Source organism: Geminicoccus sp., assembly GCF_036263595.1.
In the GTDB taxonomy this organism is placed as follows: Bacteria; Pseudomonadota; Alphaproteobacteria; order Geminicoccales; family Geminicoccaceae; genus Geminicoccus.
The window spans coordinates 1-21,058 of record NZ_DATAGQ010000219.1; the positions used below are offsets into that span (position 1 = coordinate 1).

The following is a 21,058-nucleotide window of genomic DNA, read 5'->3' on the forward strand; positions in this document are numbered from 1 at the left end:
CACGCGCCGCCCGCCCAGGCCAGATGTGATCCCGAACGCCTCCTTCAGGTCGCGGGCCTGGTCGACCTTGATCGACGCACGCTTGCCGCGCGACGGCTCGACTTCCAGGACATGCAGGTCTGGATGGCCGCCGCTGGCGAGCATGCGGTAGATGCGGTCACCCGGTTCGCTGCGGAGCAGCCCGTCGGTACGGGCGCCCAGGAGCGCACGGGCGAACCGCCAGGCCAGCGTCGCCTTGCCGATCCCGCGCGGGCCGCTGAACAGCCAGCCATGCGGGATGCGCCCCCCGGCGACGATCCGGGCCAGACGCGCTGCCGCCTCGTCATGGCCATGCAGCTCGACCGCGAGACGCGGCTCCAGGACGGTCAACGGGCCGGCTCGACGAGGTGCCTCACGGCCTGGGCGATGGCCCGGGCGACCGATGGCGTGTCCAGGGACGCATCGACCACCACCATCCGCGCCGGCTCGGCGCGTGCCAAGCCAAGGAAGCCTGCGCGGACCTGCTCATGGAACGCCCTGCCCTTCGCCTCGAAGCGGCCACCACCGCCCGCTGCCGCCCGGCGCGCCGCCGCTGCCTCGACCGGCAGGTCCAGGAGCAGCGTCAGGTCGGGCCGGGGTGCTGGCAGCAGGAGGTCGTGCAGCGCGTCGACCTTGGCCAGGCCCAGCCCGCCGGCCACGCCCTGATAAACCCGGGTGCTGTCGATGAACCGGTCGCAGAGCACCCAGCTTCCCCCTTGCAGGGCCGGCATGATCACCCGCTCGACATGGTCGGTCCGGGCCGCTGTCATCAGCAGGAGCTCGGTCACGGGCGACCAGCGGTCGGTGGCGCCGAGCACGGCCAGCTCGCGGATCCGCTCGGCACCCTCCGTCCCGCCGGGCTCTCGTGTCGTCACCACGTTCAGCCCGGCGGCCCGCAAATGGTCGGCCAGGAGAGGGAGCTGGGTGGACTTCCCTGTTCCCTCGCCCCCTTCGAACGTGATCAGCCTGCCAGGGCCCATGCCGTCAGACGCCCGTGGCCGCATGGGCGTAATAGAGGCCAAGGCTCCAGATCCGCGCGAACCAGGAGGCCGCCGGCACGTCCGAGCCCGCCACCAGCGATACCGTCACCGGCTCGCTGCCGGGCACGGAGATCACGAGGTTGGCGAGCGGCTGGCCTTTGGTGACGGGTGCCGGCACGGGATCGTCCCAGAGTACCTTCGCGGACATGGACGGGCGGGCATCCCTGGCCATCGTCATGCCGACATCCGCCGCCGGCACCAGCGGCACGGTCGCTTGCGTGCCCAGCCAGACCGTCGCCGCCTCGACCTGCTGGTCCTTGCGGAACAGGATGTACTCCTCGAACTCGCGAAAGCCGTATTCGAGCATCCGCGCGCTTTCCTGGGAACGTTCCTTTTCCGATTCGAGCCCGGCCATCACCAGGATGATCCGCCGTCCGTCGCGGGCTGCCGACGCGACCAGTCCATAGCCGGCTTCCTCGGTATGGCCGGTCTTGAGGCCGTCCACGCCCGGCACGCCACCACGCAGCAGCGGGTTGCGGGTGAACTGCCGGATGCCCTGGTAGGTGAACTCCTCCTCGCTGTAGATCGGGTACTGCTCGGGAAACTCTGCGATCAGGCGGTTGGCGAGCGTTGCCAGGTCACGGACGGTCATCCAGTGGTTCGGGTCCGGCAGCCCGTTCGAGTTGGCGAAGTTGGAGCCCGTCAGGCCGATCTCGCGTCCCCTGTCAGTCATGCGGCGGGCGAACGCCTCTTCCGAACCCGCCAGCCCCTCGGCCAGCACGACGCAGGCATCGTTGCCGGACTGGATGATCACGCCGCGGATCAGGTCGTGCACCTTCACCCGGTCGCCCACCTTCACGAACATCTTCGAGCCGCCCGTGCGCCAGGCCTTCTCGCTGACCGGGAGCTCGTCGTCCTCGCTCAGCCGGTCCGCGCGGATCGCGTCGAACACCATGTAGGCCGTCATGAGCTTGCTCATCGACGCCGGCGGCAGCCGCTCGTCCGGGTTCTTGGCGAACAGCACTGCCCCTGAGCGGTGGTCGATCATGATCGCGGCGCGGGCCTTGGTCTCGAACGCCAGCGGCTGGGCGACGGCCGGCCGGCCTGGCACCGCCAGCAGCCCGATCAGCGCCAGCAGGACATAGATCGCTCCAACCTTCATCGAGTGTGCCCTCCTTGGGCGGACGGACCGGCGCTCATGTATTGCAGATGACGGCCGGCTTGGACGGGCCGTTATTCTCGGTCAGGAAGGCCTGCGGATGCCCGGCCGACTTCACCCTCGCGAGCAGGGCCTTGGCCCGGCCGGGGTCGATCTCCGGGCCGATCCGCAGGCGCAGCAAGGCCTCGCCGCGCACGAACACCGGTTCCAGCCTCGCCTTGCCCAGCTTCGCCAGCGCCTGCCTGGCACGCTCGGCACGCTGCTGGTCGGAGAACGCGCCGACCTGGACGAAGAGCGGGTCGCCGAGCGACGCGCAGCGCGCTTCCACCGATGCCACTTCGAGTGCTTCGCGCACCTCGACGGTGGTCGCACGGAACGGGGCGGCCTCCTCGCGCCTAGCCGTCACCGAAGCCTTCGACGTTGCCGCCTCGTACGCCGCCGCCTCGCTGGGCAGGGGCTTGGCTGATGCCACCATGACCTCATCCGGAGCGCCAAGTGCATCCGGCGCGATGCGCAGGAACTGGACCCGCACCTTGGCCAGGCCCTTGCCATGGTAGCCAAGCTTGCGCGCGGCCGCCTCCGAGAGGTCGATCTCCCGATCGTCGACGAACGGCCCGCGGTCGTTGACCCGCAGGTCGATGCTGCGGCCGTTCTCCAGATTGGTGACCCGGACGATCGACGGCAGCGGCAGGGTCGGATGGGCGGCCGAGACCAGTTCCTTGTCGAAGATCTCGCCGTTGGCGGTCAGTCGGCCCTGGAACTGCTCGCCATACCAGGAGCCGGTGCCGACCCTGTTGTACGTCGGGTCGTAGGCCGGCCGGTACCAGCGCCCCGCGACCTTGTACGGCTTGCCGAGCTTGTAGGTTCCCGACGGCAACGAACCCGCATAGGCGGTCGGAGCCGGCGGCGGATCGTCCGACGAGCAGGCGGTCAGCGCGAGGAGAACCGCCAGCGCCGGAACGGCCAGCAGCCGTCGCGTACGGGAGAGGCCGGGGCTTGGCCGTCGAGATCCAGGATCCTTCCCCACGCGCCTCAGTCCACCTTCAGCTGGTCGGCGATCAGGCCGACCGACAGCGCGAAGTAATCGGACCTGTTCCAGATCTTGAACACATTGAAATTGTGGTAGGTCAAGAAGGCTGGTCCATCCGCACCGTCCATGCGCAGGAGCGAGGCCGGCATCGCCGAGCGCGGCAGGGGGCCGTCGTCCTGGGCACGGACGCCGGCCTCCGCGAACTCCGCGACCGTTGCCTTTTGCCCGCTCGGCAGATGCGAGGGCGCTAGGACGGGCCGCCCCCAGAGCTGGCCCTGCCGCCAGCCCGAGCGGGCCAGGAAGTTGGACATGGACGCGAAGATATCCGGCAGCGACGTCCAGATGTCGCGCTGCCCGTCCCCGTCCCAGTCGACCGCATAAGCCAGGTAGGTGGTCGGCATGAACTGAGGCTGGCCCATGGCACCCGCCCACGAGCCCTTCATGTCGGGCAGCGCCACGTCGCCGGCATCGAGGATCCTGAGCGCGGCCATCAGTTCGCCACGGAAGAACTCGGAGCGACGGCCTTCATAGGCGAGCGTCGCCAGCGAGGAGACGACGGACCAGTTGCCGGTCCTCGCACCGTAGGAACTTTCCACGCCCCATAGCGCCGTGATCACCTGGACAGGAATACCGTACCGGAACCGGATCTTCTCCAGAAGATCGCCATAGAGCAAGAGCATCTCGCGTCCACGGCGAATTCTGGTCTCGCTGATCACGTTGGCCTTGTATTCCGCGAAGGTGAGCCGCCCCTCCGGCTGCTTGCGGTCCAGCTCGATCACCTGGTCGAGCAGCTCGGCGTCGGCCAAAGCCTGCTTCGTGGTCGCCGGAGAGATGCCCAGCCGGCGCGCCTCGACCGACAGCTGGTCCAAGAAGGCCGACCAGGACTGTTCGGCCGCGCCCAGCGGCCTGGTACCGGCCAGCCCCGTCCCCAGCGTCGCGGCAGCACCTGCCAGCACGAGTCTTCTCGTTGGTCCCTGTCGATCGGCAGCCGCCACGTCGTCTTCCCCGTCCCGCCGATGGCGGGATGCCCGGCGGTAGATCACGGCTGGCTTCTACGAACAGACCGGCCGCGATGCCAGGGGCTCAGTAGACGACCGTCACCGTCCGCGCCTCCTCGTTGCGCAGGACCATGATCGGCCGGTCTTCCACCGCGGCCGGGGCCTGCACAGCCGTGGGTGGCGCAGCGGGCGCACAGGGTTTGCCGCTGCCGGGCGGGCAAGCCGCCACGACGGTGACGCCGACCTGAAGGCTGCCGGTCGCGCGCTCGGCCATCGCGCCGACTGGTACCACCGCCAGGAGCACCAGCGGCAGAAAGGCTTTCCTCATGGACGTTTCCTCTCGGTCCTTCGCGTGGGACCGTGAGAGGATTGTTAGCGCATTCCGGCTGTCCGTGTGTCAACGGACGTTCACGCTGAGCATTGTCCAGCGAGGCTGCCCAATGCCTTAAAACTCATCCGTCACAACAGGTTGCCGGCATTCGTTCAGAAGATGACCGTCACCAGCAGCGTGTCGGCATACGTACCTGGTGGCGTGCCGGGTACTGGCGGGATCACGCCGTAGAGGGGCAGGTCGACCGGACGGACGCCGTCGAGGGTGACGGCAACGGGCGGGCCGATCTCCATGCCGTCTCCCCAGGGCAGCGACAGGTCGGGCCCGGTATAGATGAAGTAGGGAATCACGTCCTTGCCCACCCCCGCCAGGCGCCGCTCGGCGCCCCCGCCCCCACCGGTCAGGCCGACCTGCACGCTCTGCTCGCTGTCGCAGCGGATCGTCACCTTGCCGATCGATTGGTGCGGGTGATGTCGATCACGCCGAACGACAAGGCGCCCAGCTGGACGTCGCAGGCCGCCCTGGCCACTTCCGCCGTGCCGCATGCCAGGAGCAGGACGGCCACACCGGCCAGGATTCTCATTGGCAAGCTGCCTTCCCAAGGTCCGGCATTGGATCGGTGCCGTCGAAGCCCGGCAGGCTGCAGTGGAAGATGATGTCGCCGAGCTGACCTACGACCTCCTGCGGCCGGCCGGACAGGCCGCGCACATGCGCGGCGCCATCGCGGCCGACCAGGACCTCCGGCATGCCGTCGGCCCCGACCAGTTGCAGCCCGCCCGGCAGGGGCCGACCGGCAGCGTCGACCAGGCGGATCGTGCCCTGGCGCTCGCGGCGGATCCCGAAGTCGACGACCATCCCGCTCCGGTCGGCCGGCACGGCCGTCACCTGCGGATCCCCCACCTGGGCGTCCAGCGGCAGGTCCTCGACCTCCACGCGAACCTGATTGGCCTGGTAGGGCAGCAGGCTGGGCAGCAGGAGCTGGCCGGACGCATCGGTCCGGCCGACTTCCCGGTTCTCCACATAGACGCGCACGTCCGGCATGCCCGGGAGGTCGACCATCCCGAAGGCACGGCCGAGACGGCGCGAGGCATCGAACCGGCCGTCGACCACGGCCAGCGAGCCCGACAGGTTCGGCCGGATGGCCGACCCCTCCTCCTGCAGCTCCGCATCGACACGCGCCGACAGCTTGCTCCAGTCATAGCCGAGGCTGCCGCTGAGCCGGCTCTGGTCACCGCCTGCCCTGGCCGCGACGAGCCAGTCCGCGCCGAGGTCGGAGGCACCTTTGGATCGGCGGTACTGGACGTCGGCGTAGGTGCCGCTCCCGTCATGGGACGCGCCGATGCTGGCGCTGTCGGTGGCATCGATCGGCAGCACATAGTTCACAAAGAAGGCGCCTTGTTCGGACGGCTCGATCAGCTTGGCCGCCGTCAGTACGACCGAGCCCGGCCCCAGCCGCGTGGACCAGGAGGCGGCCGTCGACAGCGTGTCGTCGGCGTCGTGCTCGTCGCGATGGACGAGGAAGAGGCCGAGGCTGCCGAAGCGGCCCAGATCCAGCCCGAGCCTCGCCTGGTCGATGCGGGCAGGCTCCACACCGTTCTCGTCGTCCCCCAGCTCCTGCCAGTCCCGGCTGGCGAGGCGGGTACCGACGCCCAGGCTGAACGGCTGTCCCTGGTACTCGTAGTCGAGCTGGGCAAGCGTTCCCATGTCGCCCTGCTCGTTGCGCCCGATGCCGATGCCGCCCGAAAGCGTGCCGTACCGTCCGAGTGCCAGGGTACCGCCGGCCGACAGGTTCTGCGTGTCCTGCGAGGCCTCGAGATGGAACTCGCCGGTGAAGCGGTCGCTGAAGCCGTAGCGGTGGGTGGCGGCGGCGAACAGATCGCCGTAGGCAAAGCTCTCTTCGGCATAGTCCTCGCGCAGCGCGCCCGCCTCGTAGGAGAAGTCGTGGAGGCCGGCGCGGAGCATGCGTGCGCTGACATAGTAGGGCTGGGTCACAATCCGCTCGCGGCCGAGCAGGTCCGTGACCCTCACCTGCAGTTCGCCGGCACCGGTCACCACCGGCAGCTGGTCGATCTGGAACGGCCCGGCCGGCACGTCGCTCGTGTAGCGCTGCAGATCGTCGACATAAACGTCGACCACGGAGGGATTGTCGGCGAGCCCCCCGATTGTCGGCAGCGGGAAGGTGACGAAGGACGGGTCGGTCGCGAAATTGCTGGCCCACTGGATCCCGCCGAAGCGGAACGGCCGGCCGAACGCGCCGCCGACCGACAGGCCATCGCCCAGGCGGAGCGAGGCGCGGCGGTCGATGAAGTCGCGGCTGAACCCGGACTCCAGCCGGACCAGCTCGCCGTCGCCGGACAGGACGTCGCTGGCCAGCAGGCTGTTGCTGAACACGCCGCCGGCACCGAACACGCCGACATCCATCAGCCCATCGAGGCGCCCGTCGATGCCGTCGCCGGCCAGGTACTGCACGTCATAGTCCAAGAACGCGCCAAAGCCGCTGGCCACCATCGGCCGGCTGTCGACCTCCCCACGGATGACCAGCGGGTCGAGTGCTTCGGGCGGGACTTGCAGCGCCAGGGACAGGTCCACGTCGTCGACCGTCGCACTGGCGCCGGCGATCGCGTCGATCGGGTAGAAATCCTCGCCGTTCAGCGTGACGATCCTGGCGTCGTCGATGACGAGCCGCCAGCGCCGGGCCTCGGCGAGTTCGACCACCAGCCTGCCGGTGGCGGTCTCCTTCGCGAAGATCGCGGCGTCGCTGACCGGCTGGCCATTCAGGATCACCTGGTAGAGCTGCTCGGTCCAGGCTTGGTCGGGTGTTAGCGGCGGCAGGATCGGGTCGCGCCGAAAGGTGCGCGGCGGCGGACCGGACCAGGTCCCGGTCGAGGGCGGCATCTCGACCCGGGTGGCCGGAACGGCGGCATTCGTCCGCCGCACCGCGAAATCGTCCACCGTCGGTGGACGGGGTGCCGCTGGCCGGATGATCGGGACGATCACCTCTTCGCCGATCTGGACGTCCCTGGGCCTTGCCATTGGCGGCACCATCGGTCGCGGCTGAGCCGGGAGGATCGCTGGCATCGCGGGTGGCGGGGCGGCCAGGACCGGCAGCAGGATGGCGGGCCCGGTCGGGCCGGTCGAGGGTGGAAGCGGACGCTCCCGTGCATCCAGCCCCGACCACACCGTCGCGAGCAGAACGGCCGCCCAGACCCTAGTCGCGCGGAGCGGCCAGGCGTTCTTCGAGCGTGCCAAGGTTCGTGTCCACGACGACCGTCAGGATCTGTCCACTCGCAGCGGCGGGCAGGTGCCAGCTGCGCGAGCGGCCGGGCAGCAGGTAGAAGGCCTCCTTCAGGTCCGTCAGCGCCCGCCCGGCGCCGTCGCGGATCCGGATGGCGCTCATCTGGACATGGGCTTGTCCGGCATTGCGGACCGCCAGGACCGGCCCGCCGGGGCCAGCCGAGATGCTCCAGATCGGCTCGGCCAGCGCCCCCGGCGCTTTTTGGAATACCGGGATGTTGAAGCCGAGCGAGAAGCGGACGCCACCCGGTTCGCCGCCCGAGCCTGCCGCCGGCACCTCGGAAAGGAGCAGCCGATAGGTGCGTTCGGTGGAAGCGCGGCTGCGGTCGCGCAGCGCCAACCGCACGACCTGCTGCTTGCCCGGCTGGAGAACGAAGACCGGCGGCACCGCGATCAGTTCCGGGGCCGGCTCCAGCGCGTCGGGCAGCGGCGAATCCAGCCAGCGCATCGCGGTGATCTGAAGGACGCTAGGGCCATCGCCATTGTTGCGCACCGCGACCGTGCCGGTTCCGGCCTCGGCCAGCTCCACCCTGGTCGGCGACACGGAAAGATTGCCGGCTGCCCCGGCATGGTCGGGCCGCAGGACCGCAAGGCCGATCAGCGCCAGGAAAGCCAACCGCCGTCTGCCGTGACGGAGCAGCGTGCCGGCGTTCATGGGAAGGTCAGGGTGACGTTCACCGTGTCGGCATAGTTGCCGGCAGCGACCGTCTGGTTCGCCGCGATCCGCCCGTAGACCGGGATGTTGCCGCCCCCTGCCACCAAGCGGATTTCGGTGTGGGCGCTGGATCCGGTGCCGAACACGCTGGAGCGGCTGGCGTTGCGGAAGAGCTGGTAGTTCAGGCTGCTGCTGCCGGAGGTCATCTTGCGGGCCGACGTGCTGCCGGTACCGCCGCCATCCAGCTCGAAGACCAGGTTGCCGGTAGGGCAGTTGGCGAAGGTCAGCTGGCCATCGGCATCCAGGTTGCTGGTCTGGCCCGACGTGTAAGTCCCAAAGCTCATGGTACCGCCGGTGAGCGAGCAGCTAGACTGCACCACGGCGGACACCGCCAGGGTGCCGGTGGTCGTCGGTGCCGGGGCGGGGCTGGGTGCGAGGACAAAGGCCGTGCCGGCCAGCCCCCCTGCCAGCCATGACGCTGCGCGCTGCATGACCGATCTCCTGACAGCCGCGGAGCACGTCCGCAGTCCTAATTCAACCTGCGGTTAAATATGCCGGCTATCTCACGCGAGGCAAGAGTTAAATTCTGGTTTATCAACCTATGCGTTAAATGTCGCTGCCGAGCCGGTGGATCGACCCTTGGTCGCCCAGAACTGCACCGTGGACAGCAGCTTCGGGCGATCGATCGGCTTGGTGAGATATCCATCCATGCCAGAAGCGAGGATCCGCTTCTCGTCCCCGCTCATGGCTTCGGCCGTCAGCGCCACGACCGGGATAGTGCTGCGACGCTCGTCGGACAGCAGGCGGATGGCCCGGGTGGCCTGGAGCCCGTCCATCACCGGCATCTGCACGTCCATGAGCACGAGGTCGAAGTCGCCCGCCTCGACGGCTGCGACCGCCCTTGCCCCGTCCGGCACGGTCGTGACCGCATGACCAGCCTTCGCGAGCAGCAACTCGGCCAACCTGCAGTTCACCGGGTTGTCGTCGGCGACCAGGATCCGCAACCCGCGCTCGATACCTTCCTGGACATCATGGCGGGTCCAAACCCTATTTCTTTCCGTGTCTTGGACGATGCGGATCAACATCTGCATGAGATCCTCGTCCGAGAACGGCGTGGCCAGGTACCCGTCCAGCCCCAGGGAGCCAGCCCGTGCCGCGTCGCCACGCAGGCCCGATGTCGCAAGGCAGACGACGCGGAGGGCCTGGCCTGCTTCGCGGCGCAGGGCTGCGACCAAGGCTGCGACCGAACGATCATCGAGCGTGGCACCGATGATCGCGAGGTCGAAGACCGTGCCCCGCGTGCGCGCCTCGTGAATCTCGCGGAGCGCATCATCCAGCCCGGCGGCCCCTCGCACGAGCAGGCCCCAGGCCGAGGCAGCCCGGCGCAGCCGTTCCCGAAGATCCGGCAGCGCCTCGACGATCAGCAGGTGAAGTCCGGCCAGACTGACCGGATGGAGTTCGCCCGACACGCCGTCGGCAGGAACGGCCGGCAGCAGCAGTATCGCGCAGGTTCCAGCGCCGGCCCGTGATGCGATCTCCAGCCTTCCACCCATCGCACTTGCCAGAGCGCTGCAAATGGTCAGCCCGAGGCCACTGCCACCGAACATCGGCAGGGTGCCGGTGGACTGCCTGGCGAACGGATCGGCCGGCAGCCGTGACCCGTCCTGGTCGAATCCTCGGCCTGTGTCCTGCACCTGGAACAGGACGGCAGGCGCGTCCGCCAAGGGGGCCGGCCGCACGACCAGCCGCACCGTCCCGTCGTCCGTGAACTTCACGGCATTGCCCATGAGGTTCACCAGGATCTGCCTCAGCCGGCCAGGATCGCCGCTGATTGCCGTCGGCACATGCTTGTCGACCTCCAGTTCGAGGCGGATGTTCTTGCCATTCGCCTTCTGCTCGAAGGTAGCCATGGCGCGCCCGGCGACGAGGCGCGGATCGAAGGCAACGGCGCGAAGATCGAAACGGCCGGCAGCAAGACGCGACAGGTCCAGCAGATCGTTCAAGACCGTCAGCAGCGCCTCGGCGGACTCGACAATGGTGTCGACAAGGGTCTGCTGATCCTGGGACAACGAGGTGTCGGCGAGAAGGCGCGCCATGCCGAGCACGCCATTCATCGGCTCCCGCAATTCGTGGCTCATCATGGCGAAATTGAGCGTCGTGCTGGTCCGCGGCGTGCGACGACGCCGCCACCAGCGCCAAGCATGGGTCCTGCCGTCGATGCCCGTCATGCGCCTCATGCCAACCGCCACGCTGATCGCTGTGCCGGTGCGACGATAACCGAACTCGCGTCCGGGTAGAAGAACTACAGAAAGACCTGTTGATAGCGGATCATATATCTGACTATATTCCCATCACCGGCAGAGAACCGGCCCGCCAAGGAACAACGAGAATGAGCAGCAACGCCATGCCCACCGATCCGCAAGACCTGAACAGCACCAACACCGATCCATTGCTCCAGGGAGGGTCCCAGTCGGGCCTGCCGGAGCCGCCATTTTCCATCGACGACGTGTCGGCGCGGAGGACTTGGTTGTGGCGCTTGGCCTTCCATACGTTCGAGGCCCGGGCGAAAGCCGCCGACAAGCTCGACACCCGCTTCCTCGTCCATCTGAGCGAGCTGCTGGACCTGTCTGCCGCCAGCCGCAAGCAGAGGGGATCCGGCCAGGACATGGGACTCGGTGAATTTCTGCACGGCTTGTCGGTGGACGAGTTCGCCCAATACAAGCGGCAATGCGAACCGATCTAGAACCGTCGCACGATCGGCGCGCCAGCTCAGCCGGCGCGCCGCTTGCGATCAGGCCGAGCGCACGATCAGGTCGAGCCCGTCCTGGTAATAGAGCGTCAGGCCGTTCGCGAAGCTGACATATTTGAAGCCGGTCACATCGTCGCCCGACGCGGTGACATGCGCGCTGGCATCGCCCTCGCTCACGACGGGGGCATCCGCCACCAGGCCCAGGGCACGCAGTCCGCTGTCATTGTAGAGGACGATCTCGCCGCCGGCGTCCTGCATCAGGTCGCTGAGTGCCAGTTCGACCTCCGGAGGCTCGCCGAAGACGAAGCCCTGCTCGTCACCGACAAGTTCCAGCGGTCCCATGTCCAGTTCGGCCGGCAACCACTTGGTTGCTGCATTGCTCATGACGATGTCCTGCCGAAGAAAGTCCCGGACCCCACCTCCTGACGACCGCAAGCGCCCAAGAGCATGGCTCCATGCCAGTGTTTTTGAACTGATATGGTTAAGGCCGGGTTAAGACAAGCTGATCGGCGGCGCGATCGACGGGTTCCTCGCCTGCCCCGACAGTTCGCGCACTCTCGTACATCTAGCCGGAGCGGGGCCGCCGCCTGATATGGGCAGGAAGACGACGAAACCGCATCAGGCCGGGATCGGCCGTGTTCACCCCAGGCGCAACGACAACCAGGACATCGGCGGCCAACGGCTCGAAATCCGCCCGAAAATGAACCGAGCTCTTCAAGGCCAGGATGCGTTGCCTGCCGGGTTCCACCCCCAGATGATGGAAGATCGCCCGGTCGGCCGCCTGAACGCGACGGGTCGACACGAGCACGCCCGGCCCGTCCGGGTGAGTGGCCCGCAACAGCGCCATCGGCCCCAACTCCATGCGCGCGCCGCGATACATGGGTCCCGTTGCGGTAAAGCGCCCGTTGCCGGTCCGCTGGACATACCAGTCGCCCTTTACCGGCTGGACCGGCTCCGGGCCATGTCGGCCTCCGAGGGCCAGATCCCTCAGCCAGGAACCGGCACCACTCGCCTGCGCTGCCGAGGCAGCCTCATCGTCGGCCAGAAGGGCCAGCACGCTGTCCGGCGCCTTCGCAGCGACGAGCGCGGCCAGCAGGCCGGTCGTGTCGGAGGTGCCGCCTCCCCCGGGATTGTCCTGCGTGTCGGCCAGGACGACGGGCCGGCCATCCCGGGATCGACCAAGCGCCTCGGCGACCGCAGCCTCTGGCGTCCAGAGTGTTCCCGCAAACCTGGCCTCGGCCGCCTTGAAGGCGGCGGCAAGCTCGGCGGCGGCAGCCTCGACACGATCCGCCACCGGTCCGTAGGCGATCACCGAAGGCCCGCCGCAGCTGGTGTCGCCGGCCGGGAACCCCATCGCGATCGACACGGTCCCGTCGATCCGGCGCGCAAGCTCGTCCGCCAGGGCATACAGGCCCCGGGCCGGCTCGATCGTGGTGCACTGCCAGGGCAGCCCGATGAGGAAGTCGAGCTTCACATGCGCCTTGGCCTGCGGCTTGCCCTGGATCCGGCGCTCCAGGAACGGCAGGCACCGTCCGCCGGTCTCCGCGATGTCGACATGAGGATAGGTGCGATAGGCGACCAGCACATCGGCATGCTCGACCATGGCATCCGAGACATTGGCGTGCAGATCCAGGGCGCACACGATCAGCATGTCCGGGCGTAGCGAGCGGATCCGGCGCAAAAGCTCCCCTTCGCCATCATCGAGGGCATCGGTGATCATCGCACCGTGCAGGTCCAAGAACAGCCCGTCCAACGGCCCGGCATGAGCGAGGTCGTCCAGCATCTGGCCTGCCAGCCGCTCATAGGCGTCGGTGGTGACCGGGCCAGAGGGACATGCGTTCGCCCATGTCAGCGGCACGAGTTCGTGGCCTGCCAGGCGCGCCCGATCGACAAAGCCGGTGATGGCAAGGTTGATCCCGGCGATGCCCTCGAACATGGCCGGCCCGCGCTGGCGGGCCGGCCAGCCGTCGCCATGGTCGAAGGCGTCCCAGTCGGCTGGCAGCGGCGCGAAGCTGTTGGTCTCGTGATGAAGGCCGCCGATGCCGATCCGCGCCATCCGTTCAGTAACCTACCCGCCGCTTCATCCAGGCGGGATGGGCAAAGGCTGCCCGGTGGATCTCGGGCGTGTAGTAGCGAAGATCCGCCGGCACCCCGCGAGACTCGATGATCTCCGGCGTGATCGTGCGGAGGTCCGACCAGTCGCTGGCAAAGCCCAGCGCCATGCTGCCGCCGATATAGGTCGGAACGGCCGCGAAGTAATAGGTGACGTCGGCAAAGCCCGCCGCGCGCTGCCTGGCCTGGGTGAACTCCAGCTCGTCCGGATGGATGGAGGGGTTGCCGCACTGGGTGACCATGATGCCGCCCTGGTTCAGCAGGCGCCGGCAGTTGCGGTAGAACTCCTCCGTGAACAGCACGGCACCCGGCCCGTGCGGATCCGTCGAATCCACGATGATGACATCGTAGCGGTCGGTGCTCTCGGCGACGTAGCGGGCGCCGTCCGCGATCAGCACGCGGGCCTTCTCGTGGTCGAAGGCACCATCGGAAAGGCTCGGCAGGTACTTCCTGCAGAACTCGATCACGCCGGCATCGATCTCGACCTGCGTGACCTGCTGCACGCCCGGGTGCTTGATGGCCTCGCGCAGGCAGCCGCCATCGCCCCCGCCGATGATCAGCACCTGACGGGCCTGGCCGTGGGCCAGGATCGGCGTGTGCACGAGCATCTCGTGGTAGACGAACTCGTCCCCGGTGGTGGTCTGCACCACGCCGTCCAGGGCCAGGACCCTGCCCCACGCATCGCTCTCGAAGACGATCAGGTCCTGGTGCTCGGTCTGATCGTGATAGAGGACCTCCCGCACCTTGATCTTCTGCGCCCAGTGCGGCCAGAGCGTCTCGGTGAACCAGTCCATCGTCACGCCATTCCCCCGTGTGTCGGTCGGGTTCGGTTTAGCAGACCCCTCATCCATGCGCCACGCAGCTGCCGGCGCCGGCCAGTTGAGGCATCGCGGCGCCCTGCCGGCGCGCGCCGTAAAATACAGCGCTATAGGAACCGACCCTCGCGGGACCATGTTCTAGACCACGAACAGGGATTGGCCAGTTGTCCAATCGACGTGTTTTCTGGCATGGGAGATGATCGATGAAGAAGCCCGTAGTCGCTGCACTTGCGGCGCTGCTTCTGGCCACGACGGTGGCAGCTTGCGGAAGAATGGAAAGAAGTACGTCTACCACGGCTACGGATGTCGTCGTTCCTTCGAACCTTCCGCCGGTCGAGACGTCTTCCGACGTGCTGCAGGTGATCTCGGGCGACACGGTCTCGTCCAGGCAGTTCGTCGAAATGGCAGCGCGCGCCAACAACTTCGAGATCGCAGCCGGCACCATCGCCGAGCAGAAGGCACAGGATCCGCTGCTGAAGGCCTATGGCCGTCGCATGGTCGCCGATCACACCATGATGGGCCTCGCCATGAACAACAAGGCTGTGCTGGCCGGTCCGCAATACACGGTGCCTGTGACGCTCGATGCCAAGCACGAGGCGATGATCGACCAGTTGAACGCGGCCTCCGGCGCGCAGTTCGACCAGCTCTACATCATGCAGATGCGGCAGTCCCACAAGGACACCTACGAACTGCTGAACGCGTTCTCTGATCGCGGCGACGAGTCGAACTTCCAGGAGCTGGCCCAGGACAACAAGCAGGAGGTCTACAACCACCTGGTCGAGATCGACTCCATCGCCGAGAGGGTGATGCCCTCGATGACGGAGACGAATACCTCGATGTGATATCCTCAACCCACCTGTCCGGAGATCGGGCAGGTGGGGTGACCCCATCAGATGTCCGCGTAGGTGTGCACCTCGGCTCCTCCGCCCGGATGGGTGACCGCACCCTTCTCGGCCGAACCGACCGTCTGGGCATACTTCCAGAGCGTTCCGGACGTGTAATACGACGAACGAGGCTTCCAGGAAGCCCGGCGCGACGCAAGTTCCTCTTCCGACAGCTCCACGTCGATCCGGCCGGCCTCGGCGTCGATCACGATGATGTCGCCGTCCCTCAGGAGGCCGATCGGCCCACCGACCTGGGCCTCCGGCCCGACATGGCCGATGCAGAAGCCACGGGTAGCACCGGAGAAGCGGCCATCCGTGATCAGCGCTACGGCGTCACCCTTGCCCTGCCCATAGAGCGCCGAGGTCACCCCCAGCATCTCCCGCATGCCGGGGCCACCCTTCGGCCCCTCGTAGCGGATCACCAACACCTCGCCGTCCTGGTACTTGCGTTCCTGGACCGCCTGCATCGCGTCTTCCTCGCAATCGAAGCAGCGGGCGGGACCGCGAAACTTGAGGCTGGGCAGGCCGGCGATCTTCACGATCGCTCCCTCCGGCGCCAGCGTGCCCTTGAGACCGACAACGCCGCCCACCTCGGTGATGGGATTGCTGGTGGGGCGCACGACCGTCTGATCGGGCCGCCATGGGAAGCTCTCCAGGTTCTCCGCGATCGTCTTGCCGGTGACGGTGATGCAGTCGCCGTGCAGATAGCCGCCATCCAGCAGCGCCCGCATGATCAGCGGGACCCCGCCGACATCGGCCAGGTCCTTCATCACATACTGCCCGGCGGGCTTGAGGTCGGCGATGTAAGGCGTCGACCGGAAGATCTCCGCGACGTCGTGCAGGTCGAACGGGATGCCGGCCTCGTGCGCCAGGGCCGGCAGGTGCAAGGCGCCGTTGGTGGAGCCACCGGAACAGGCCACGACGCGCGCAGCGTTCTCGAGCGATCTCCGGGTGACGATGTCGCGCGGGCGGAGCTTGCTGGCGAGCAGGGCCATGACCGCTTCGCCGGACTGCTCGGCCCAGGCGTCGCGAGCCTCGTAGGGGGCGGGCGTTCCGGCCGAACCAGGCAGCGCCAAGCCGATGGCCTCCGACACGCAGGCCATCGTATTGGCGGTGAACTGGCCGCCGCACGAACCGGCCGACGGGCAGGCCACCCGCTCGAGTTCCTCAAGATCCTCGTCGGACATGGCGCCCACGGCGTGCTTGCCCACGGCCTCGAACACGTCCTGGACGGTCACGTCCTTGCCGCGGAAGCGCCCCGGCAGGATGGAGCCGCCATACATGAACACCGAGGGCACATTGAGCCGCACCATCGCCATCATCAGGCCCGGCAGCGACTTGTCGCAGCCCGCGAGCCCGACCAGCGCATCATAGGCGTGGCCACGCACCGTGAGTTCGGTCGAATCGGCGATCACCTCGCGTGAGACCAGCGACGACTTCATGCCCTCATGGCCCATGGCGATGCCGTCGGTCACGGTGATCGTCGTGAATTCCCGGGGCGTGCCGCCTGCCTTGGCGACGCCGCGCTTGACCGCCTGAGCCTGTCGACCGAGCGCGATGTTGCAGGGTGCGGCCTCGTTCCAGGTCGTCACCACGCCCACGAACGGCTTGCCGATGTCGTCCTTGGTCAGGCCCATCGCGAAGTAGTAGGAGCGATGGGGTGCGCGCTGGGGCCCGCTCGTGGTGTAGCGCGACGGCAGGTTGGTCTTGTCGAAAACTGTTACACGCGCCACGTCGCCTGCTCCTCCTCGTTCCCGTGGGGCGGTTCGTGAGAGCGGCGACCCCCCTGCGGTTGCATGGCGCGGACCATAGTCAGCACGTTCCGGCGTGGCCAGTGGAACGATTCCGGTGATCGGGCTACGGGCAGGCCAGCGCGCGACTTGTTCCGTGGCGGCGAGAATGCGACATCCGTTCCATGGCCCTTGCGCATGACCTAGCCCCGCGGCCCGCCCTTTCCTTCCGCAAGATCACGGAGCGGGCGGTCACGCGCTTTTTGATCGACGACGGCCTCACCCACGCCGCCGCCATCGCCTTCGACACGCTCTTCGCGCTGGTGCCCTTCCTGATCTTCCTGGTAACGCTGGCCGGCTGGGTCGGCCAGAGCGATGCCGCCAACGAATCGATCGAGCTCATCCTGACTTTGCTGCCGCCGGAAGTGGCCGGCTGGGTCAAGCCGGTCGTGAACGAGGTGACGCGGGCGGCGCATCCAGGGCTGCTCACCGTGTCCATGATCGGAACGCTCTGGGTGGCCTCCAGCGCCATCGAGGCCGTCCGCAACGCGCTGAACCGCATCTTCGACGCCACGGTCAGTGCAAGAAGATGGCCGATGCGGCGGTTGCAGGGATTGATGCTGACCTTCTTCGCGGGCTTCTGCGCGATCGCGCTCACCACGCTCACCGTGATCCTCCCGCTCGGTCTGCAGGTCGCAGCAAAGCTGCTTCAGGATCCCGACGCGACCAGCATCGTCACCGGCTGGTCCAGCCATATGGTCGGCGTCGCAATCCTGTTCGTGATCTCGATGACCCTGTTCCGGCTCCTGCCTGGGCGGCAAATCCCCATGACCCGCCTTGCCGTCGGCGCCCTGTTCGTGACGGTGGTCTGGAACGTGCTGGTGTTTGGCTTTTCGTATTATATGAGCAACATCAGCAGCATGACCGTCACCTATGGCAGCCTTGGCGGCGTGATGGTCACGATGTTCTTCTTCTGGCTTTCGGCGGTGATCTTCCTGCTGGGCGCGCAGATCGCGGCCGCCGTGGACCGGGCAAGTTCACCCAGCCCTCTTCCTGCACCGGGGGTGCACGGTTAAGAACCGCGGCACCAGCGCTTTTCATTTGGAGACAGTTGCTCATGAGCGCGACCAAGCCAACGCCGGCAGGCCCGTTGTTCGCCGGCAAGCGCGGCCTTGTCATGGGCATCGCCAATGACCGCTCGCTGGCCTGGGGCATCACCGAGGCCGTCGCCGCGCATGGGGCCGAACTGGCGGTGACCTACCAGGGCGAGGCGCTGCGCAAGCGGGTGATGCCGCTGGCCGAGCGCGCCGGGGCGACACTGGTTCTGCCCGCCGACGTGACGGATCCGGCTTCCATGGATGCCCTGTTCGCCGAGATCGGGGCCAAATGGGGCAAGCTAGACTTTGTCGTCCACGCGATCGCCTTCTCCGACAAGGAGGAGCTGAAGGGCCGCTACGTCGACACGAGCTACCAGAACTTTCAGAACACGATGAACATCTCGGTGTTCAGCTTCACCGATCTTGCCCGCCGCTCGGCCCCGCTGATGACGGATGGCGGCTCGCTCCTGACGCTGACCTATCTGGGCGCCGAGCGGGTCGTGCCCCACTACAACGTGATGGGCGTGGCGAAGGCAGCCCTGGAAGCGTCGGTCCGGTTCCTGGCAGTGGATCTTGGCGGCAGCAAGATCCGGGTCAACGCCATTTCGGCCGGTCCGGTGAAGACATTGGCCGCCTCCGGCATCGGGGACTTCCGCTACATCCTGAAGTGGAACGAGTACAACGCGCCGCTCAAGCGCAACACGACCATCGAGGATGTCGGAGGTGCTGCCGTCTTCCTTCTGTCGGACCTGGCCAGCGGGACGACCGGCGAGGTCGTGCACGTCGACAGTGGCTACCATGTGGTCGGCATGAAGGCCGCGGACGCTCCCGACATTTCCGTGGTGTGACCCGCCTGCCAGGAACCGGCTGCCGTGCCGGAAACTTCCGCTTACGTGCGGGATGGTCGACGTCACGTTATACGTCGGCCATGATGTCGATCTGCTGTGTTCGCAGGGAGGATGAAAAAGATGGACAAGAGAACTTGGTATATCGTGATCGCGGTGATCATCGTGATCCTGCTCGCGTGGATGTTCTGGCCGACGACGGCCACGACGCCGACCGCGCCCGCCGGAACGGCCACTCCTCCGGCGACCACCGCACCGGCAACCAACCCGTAACGAATCCGATCTGGTAGACAGGAAGGCAGGGTCCTGCCTTCCTGTTCCGGGACTCTTGTGGTCTCACGATCATCCCACCTCTTGACCCGAGATCGAGCTTTCCGGCACCTGCGGCCGAGGAGTGCATCGGACGGCGCGGTCGGAGATCATGGCAGGCAGCAGCTTCGGCGAGCTTTTCCGCTTCACGACCTGGGGCGAGAGCCATGGCCCCGCCATCGGCTGCGTGGTGGATGGCGTTCCATCCAGGCTCCCCCTCGACTCTCCCGACATCCAGCGATGGCTCGACCGGCGCAAGCCCGGCCAGTCCAAGTTCACGACCCAGCGGCAGGAGCCGGACACGGTCGAGATCCTTTCAGGCGTCTTCGAGGGACAGACCACCGGAACGCCGATCCAGCTGCTGATCCGCAACCAGGACCAGCGCTCGAAGGATTATGGTGACATCAAGGACAAGTTCCGTCCGGGCCATGCCGACTTCACCTATGAGATGAAGTATGGGATCCGCGACTATCGAGGCGGCGGCAGGTCGTCGGCCCGGGAAACCGCCAGCCGCGTGGCCGCGGGTGCCATTGCCCGCAAGGTGCTGGGCAGCGCTGTCAGCATCCGTGGCTACATGGTCCAGATGGGCAAGGACCACGTCGAGAACGCGTTGCACGATGACGCCGAGATCGACCGGAACCCGTTCTTCTGCCCGGACGCCAAGGCTGCCGCGCGGTGGGGGGACCTGCTGAACGGCGTGCGCAAGGCCGGATCGTCGGTGGGCGCGGTGATCGAGGTCGTGGCACGCGGTGTCCCAGCGGGTCTGGGCGAACCGATCTACGACAAGCTGGATGCCGACCTGGCCAAGGCCATGATGAGCATCAACGCCGTGAAAGCGGTCGAGATCGGCGCCGGACTGGAGGCGGCCGGGTTCTCCGGCGAGGAGAATGCGGACGAGATGCGCATGGAGGCCGGGCAGCCCGTGTTCACCTCCAACCACGCCGGCGGCATCCTGGGCGGCATCTCGACCGGCCAGGACATCGTGGTGCGCTTCGCGGTAAAGCCGACCTCCTCCATCCTGACACCCAGGCACACGGTCGACCGCTTCGGCGCGGAGAGCGAGATCCTGACCAAGGGGCGGCACGATCCGTGCGTCGGGATCCGGGCCGTCCCGGTCGGGGAAGCGATGATGGCGGTGGTGCTGGCCGACCACCTGCTGCGCCACCGCGGGATCTATGGCGGCGCGATGCCATGACGGAGCGGGAGTCCATGCACCTGCCCAGGCTGGCCATGGAGCCGGCGGAAGTTGACCGGCTCTACGATGCCGGCCGTGCCGTGCCCGACAGCGCCGTCCGCATGGCCGGGTGGACCGAGCGCAGCCGTCAGGCCCGTGCCAGGCTCGACGGCCGCCTGGACGTGGCCTACGGACCGAGCCTGGACGAGTATCTGGACGTCTTCCCCGGGCCAGTGGGCGGCCCGCTCCACGTCTTCATCCATGGGGGCTACTGGCGCAGGTTCACGGCCAAGGACTTCTCGTTCGTGGCCGAGCCGCTGGTGGCCCAGGGCTACACGGTGGTCGTGCCCAACTACGCCCTCTGCCCGCGCGTCCGGATCGGCGAGATCGTCCGCCAGGTCCGTGCGGCCCTGCACTGGACCATCCATCATCCGGATGTGCACGGCGGCGACATCCGGCGCCTCACGATCTCCGGCCACTCCGCAGGTGGCCATCTGGTGGGCATGATGCTGGCGACCGACTGGTCGGCTTGGCGCAGCATGCCGGCCGAACCAGTTGCGGCGGCCGTGGCGTTGAGCGGCCTCTACGACCTGGCGCCGTTCGCCTATAGCTGGCTGCAGCCCGTCCTGCAGCTGGACCATCACGACATCGAGCAGTTGAGCCCGGTCCGCCAGGTCAAGACGCAGGCGACAAGCCTAATCCTGGCGGCTGGCCAGCTGGAGAGCCCGGCCTTCCACGCACAGGCCGGCCTGTTCGAGGCGGTCTGGCGGGCTTGCGGCAACCGCGTCGAGCGGTCGACCTGCGGGGACCGCGACCACTTCACGATCGTCGAGGACCTGCCCGCCCTGCTGGAGCGGGAGACGCGGCGGTGAGCC

Annotated in this window: 22 protein-coding genes and 1 pseudogene; 7 read left to right on the forward strand and 16 right to left on the reverse strand. The window is 67.5% G+C overall.

Translation table 11 applies throughout. The features are described from left to right. From VHL31_RS24070 to VHL31_RS24125, 12 genes and pseudogenes are all read right to left on the reverse strand, one after another. A pseudogene (locus tag VHL31_RS24070) lies at positions 1 to 369 on the reverse strand (DNA replication protein DnaC); the annotation flags it as partial. Next, positions 366 to 998: a dTMP kinase gene (gene tmk / locus VHL31_RS24075; protein ID WP_329663790.1), complete on the reverse strand. Its 633-nt coding sequence runs from the start codon at positions 996 to 998 to the stop codon at positions 366 to 368. The pseudogene VHL31_RS24070 and the gene tmk, both read right to left, overlap by 4 nt. 4 nt (positions 999 to 1,002) lie before the next feature. Then, positions 1,003 to 2,160, reverse strand: a complete 1,158-nt coding sequence (locus tag VHL31_RS24080) for a D-alanyl-D-alanine carboxypeptidase family protein (RefSeq protein WP_329663791.1) — start codon at positions 2,158 to 2,160, stop codon at positions 1,003 to 1,005. 34 nt (positions 2,161 to 2,194) lie between these two features. Continuing rightward, positions 2,195 to 3,184, reverse strand: coding sequence for a septal ring lytic transglycosylase RlpA family protein (locus VHL31_RS24085; protein WP_329663792.1), 990 nt, complete (start codon positions 3,182 to 3,184; stop codon positions 2,195 to 2,197). Between the two features lie 5 nt (positions 3,185 to 3,189). After that, positions 3,190 to 4,182, reverse strand: coding sequence for a lytic murein transglycosylase (locus tag VHL31_RS24090; RefSeq protein WP_329663793.1), 993 nt, complete (start codon positions 4,180 to 4,182; stop codon positions 3,190 to 3,192). A gap of 88 nt (positions 4,183 to 4,270) precedes the next feature. Continuing rightward, positions 4,271 to 4,513 carry a hypothetical protein gene (locus VHL31_RS24095; RefSeq protein WP_329663794.1) on the reverse strand — a complete coding sequence of 81 codons (243 nt, stop codon included), beginning with the start codon at positions 4,511 to 4,513 and terminating at the stop codon, positions 4,271 to 4,273. Positions 4,514 to 4,668: 155 nt separating this feature from the next. Continuing rightward, entirely contained in the window at positions 4,669 to 4,962 is a 294-nt protein-coding gene (locus VHL31_RS24100) for a spore coat protein U domain-containing protein (protein WP_329663795.1), read from the reverse strand. Beyond that, positions 4,959 to 5,105: a hypothetical protein gene (locus tag VHL31_RS24105; protein WP_329663796.1), complete on the reverse strand. Its 147-nt coding sequence runs from the start codon at positions 5,103 to 5,105 to the stop codon at positions 4,959 to 4,961. Before VHL31_RS24105 ends, VHL31_RS24100 begins: the two co-directional genes overlap by 4 nt. Continuing rightward, complete coding sequence (locus tag VHL31_RS24110) at positions 5,096 to 7,765, reverse strand: fimbria/pilus outer membrane usher protein (RefSeq protein WP_329663797.1); 2,670 nt, start codon at positions 7,763 to 7,765, stop codon at positions 5,096 to 5,098. Before VHL31_RS24110 ends, VHL31_RS24105 begins: the two co-directional genes overlap by 10 nt. After that, positions 7,725 to 8,465 (reverse strand): fimbrial biogenesis chaperone, encoded by a 741-nt coding sequence (locus VHL31_RS24115; protein ID WP_329663798.1) that lies wholly within the window; start codon positions 8,463 to 8,465, stop codon positions 7,725 to 7,727. The genes VHL31_RS24110 and VHL31_RS24115 overlap by 41 nt, the downstream gene beginning before the upstream one ends. After that, on the reverse strand, positions 8,462 to 8,956 hold the full coding sequence (locus tag VHL31_RS24120; protein ID WP_329663799.1) for a spore coat U domain-containing protein: 495 nt from the start codon (positions 8,954 to 8,956) through the stop codon (positions 8,462 to 8,464). Before VHL31_RS24120 ends, VHL31_RS24115 begins: the two co-directional genes overlap by 4 nt. Positions 8,957 to 9,064: 108 nt before the next feature. After that, positions 9,065 to 10,693, reverse strand: a complete 1,629-nt coding sequence (locus tag VHL31_RS24125; RefSeq protein WP_329663800.1) for a response regulator — start codon at positions 10,691 to 10,693, stop codon at positions 9,065 to 9,067. Between the two features lie 161 nt (positions 10,694 to 10,854). Here VHL31_RS24125 and VHL31_RS24130 point away from each other — a divergent pair, with 161 nt between their 5' ends. Beyond that, a complete protein-coding gene (locus VHL31_RS24130; protein WP_329663801.1) occupies positions 10,855 to 11,208 on the forward strand; it encodes a hypothetical protein in 354 nt (117 codons plus the stop codon). A 48-nt stretch (positions 11,209 to 11,256) separates the two neighbouring features. Here VHL31_RS24130 and VHL31_RS24135 read toward each other — a convergent pair whose 3' ends face one another. The 3 genes from VHL31_RS24135 to speE form a co-directional block, all read right to left on the reverse strand. Beyond that, the gene (locus tag VHL31_RS24135; RefSeq protein ID WP_329663802.1) at positions 11,257 to 11,598 is read right to left on the reverse strand and encodes a hypothetical protein; all 342 of its coding nucleotides are present in this window, start codon (positions 11,596 to 11,598) and stop codon (positions 11,257 to 11,259) included. A gap of 181 nt (positions 11,599 to 11,779) precedes the next feature. Further along, positions 11,780 to 13,270 carry a M81 family metallopeptidase gene (locus VHL31_RS24140; RefSeq protein WP_329663803.1) on the reverse strand — a complete coding sequence of 497 codons (1,491 nt, stop codon included), beginning with the start codon at positions 13,268 to 13,270 and terminating at the stop codon, positions 11,780 to 11,782. Positions 13,271 to 13,274: 4 nt separating this feature from the next. Further along, on the reverse strand, positions 13,275 to 14,120 hold the full coding sequence (speE, locus tag VHL31_RS24145) for a polyamine aminopropyltransferase (RefSeq protein ID WP_329663804.1): 846 nt from the start codon (positions 14,118 to 14,120) through the stop codon (positions 13,275 to 13,277). Positions 14,121 to 14,347: 227 nt separating this feature from the next. On the opposite strand from speE, the gene VHL31_RS24150 reads away from it, so the two are divergent. Further along, the gene (locus tag VHL31_RS24150) at positions 14,348 to 14,986 is read left to right on the forward strand and encodes a DUF4142 domain-containing protein (RefSeq protein WP_329663805.1); all 639 of its coding nucleotides are present in this window, start codon (positions 14,348 to 14,350) and stop codon (positions 14,984 to 14,986) included. 47 nt (positions 14,987 to 15,033) lie between these two features. Here VHL31_RS24150 and ilvD read toward each other — a convergent pair whose 3' ends face one another. Beyond that, a complete protein-coding gene (gene ilvD, locus VHL31_RS24155) occupies positions 15,034 to 16,761 on the reverse strand; it encodes a dihydroxy-acid dehydratase (RefSeq protein WP_329663806.1) in 1,728 nt (575 codons plus the stop codon). A 182-nt stretch (positions 16,762 to 16,943) separates the two neighbouring features. Between ilvD and VHL31_RS24160 the strand changes: the two genes are divergently transcribed. From VHL31_RS24160 to VHL31_RS24180, 5 genes are all read left to right on the forward strand, one after another. Beyond that, a complete protein-coding gene (locus tag VHL31_RS24160) occupies positions 16,944 to 17,834 on the forward strand; it encodes a YihY/virulence factor BrkB family protein (RefSeq protein ID WP_329663807.1) in 891 nt (296 codons plus the stop codon). Positions 17,835 to 17,875: 41 nt separating this feature from the next. Next, on the forward strand, positions 17,876 to 18,703 hold the full coding sequence (gene fabI / locus VHL31_RS24165; RefSeq protein WP_329663808.1) for an enoyl-ACP reductase FabI: 828 nt from the start codon (positions 17,876 to 17,878) through the stop codon (positions 18,701 to 18,703). A 120-nt stretch (positions 18,704 to 18,823) separates the two neighbouring features. Continuing rightward, on the forward strand, positions 18,824 to 18,973 hold the full coding sequence (locus tag VHL31_RS24170) for a hypothetical protein (protein WP_329663809.1): 150 nt from the start codon (positions 18,824 to 18,826) through the stop codon (positions 18,971 to 18,973). A gap of 148 nt (positions 18,974 to 19,121) precedes the next feature. Continuing rightward, complete coding sequence (aroC, locus tag VHL31_RS24175; protein WP_329663810.1) at positions 19,122 to 20,204, forward strand: chorismate synthase; 1,083 nt, start codon at positions 19,122 to 19,124, stop codon at positions 20,202 to 20,204. Then, a complete protein-coding gene (locus VHL31_RS24180; RefSeq protein WP_329663811.1) occupies positions 20,201 to 21,055 on the forward strand; it encodes an alpha/beta hydrolase in 855 nt (284 codons plus the stop codon). The genes aroC and VHL31_RS24180 overlap by 4 nt, the downstream gene beginning before the upstream one ends. Positions 21,056 to 21,058: the final 3 nt, after the last annotated feature.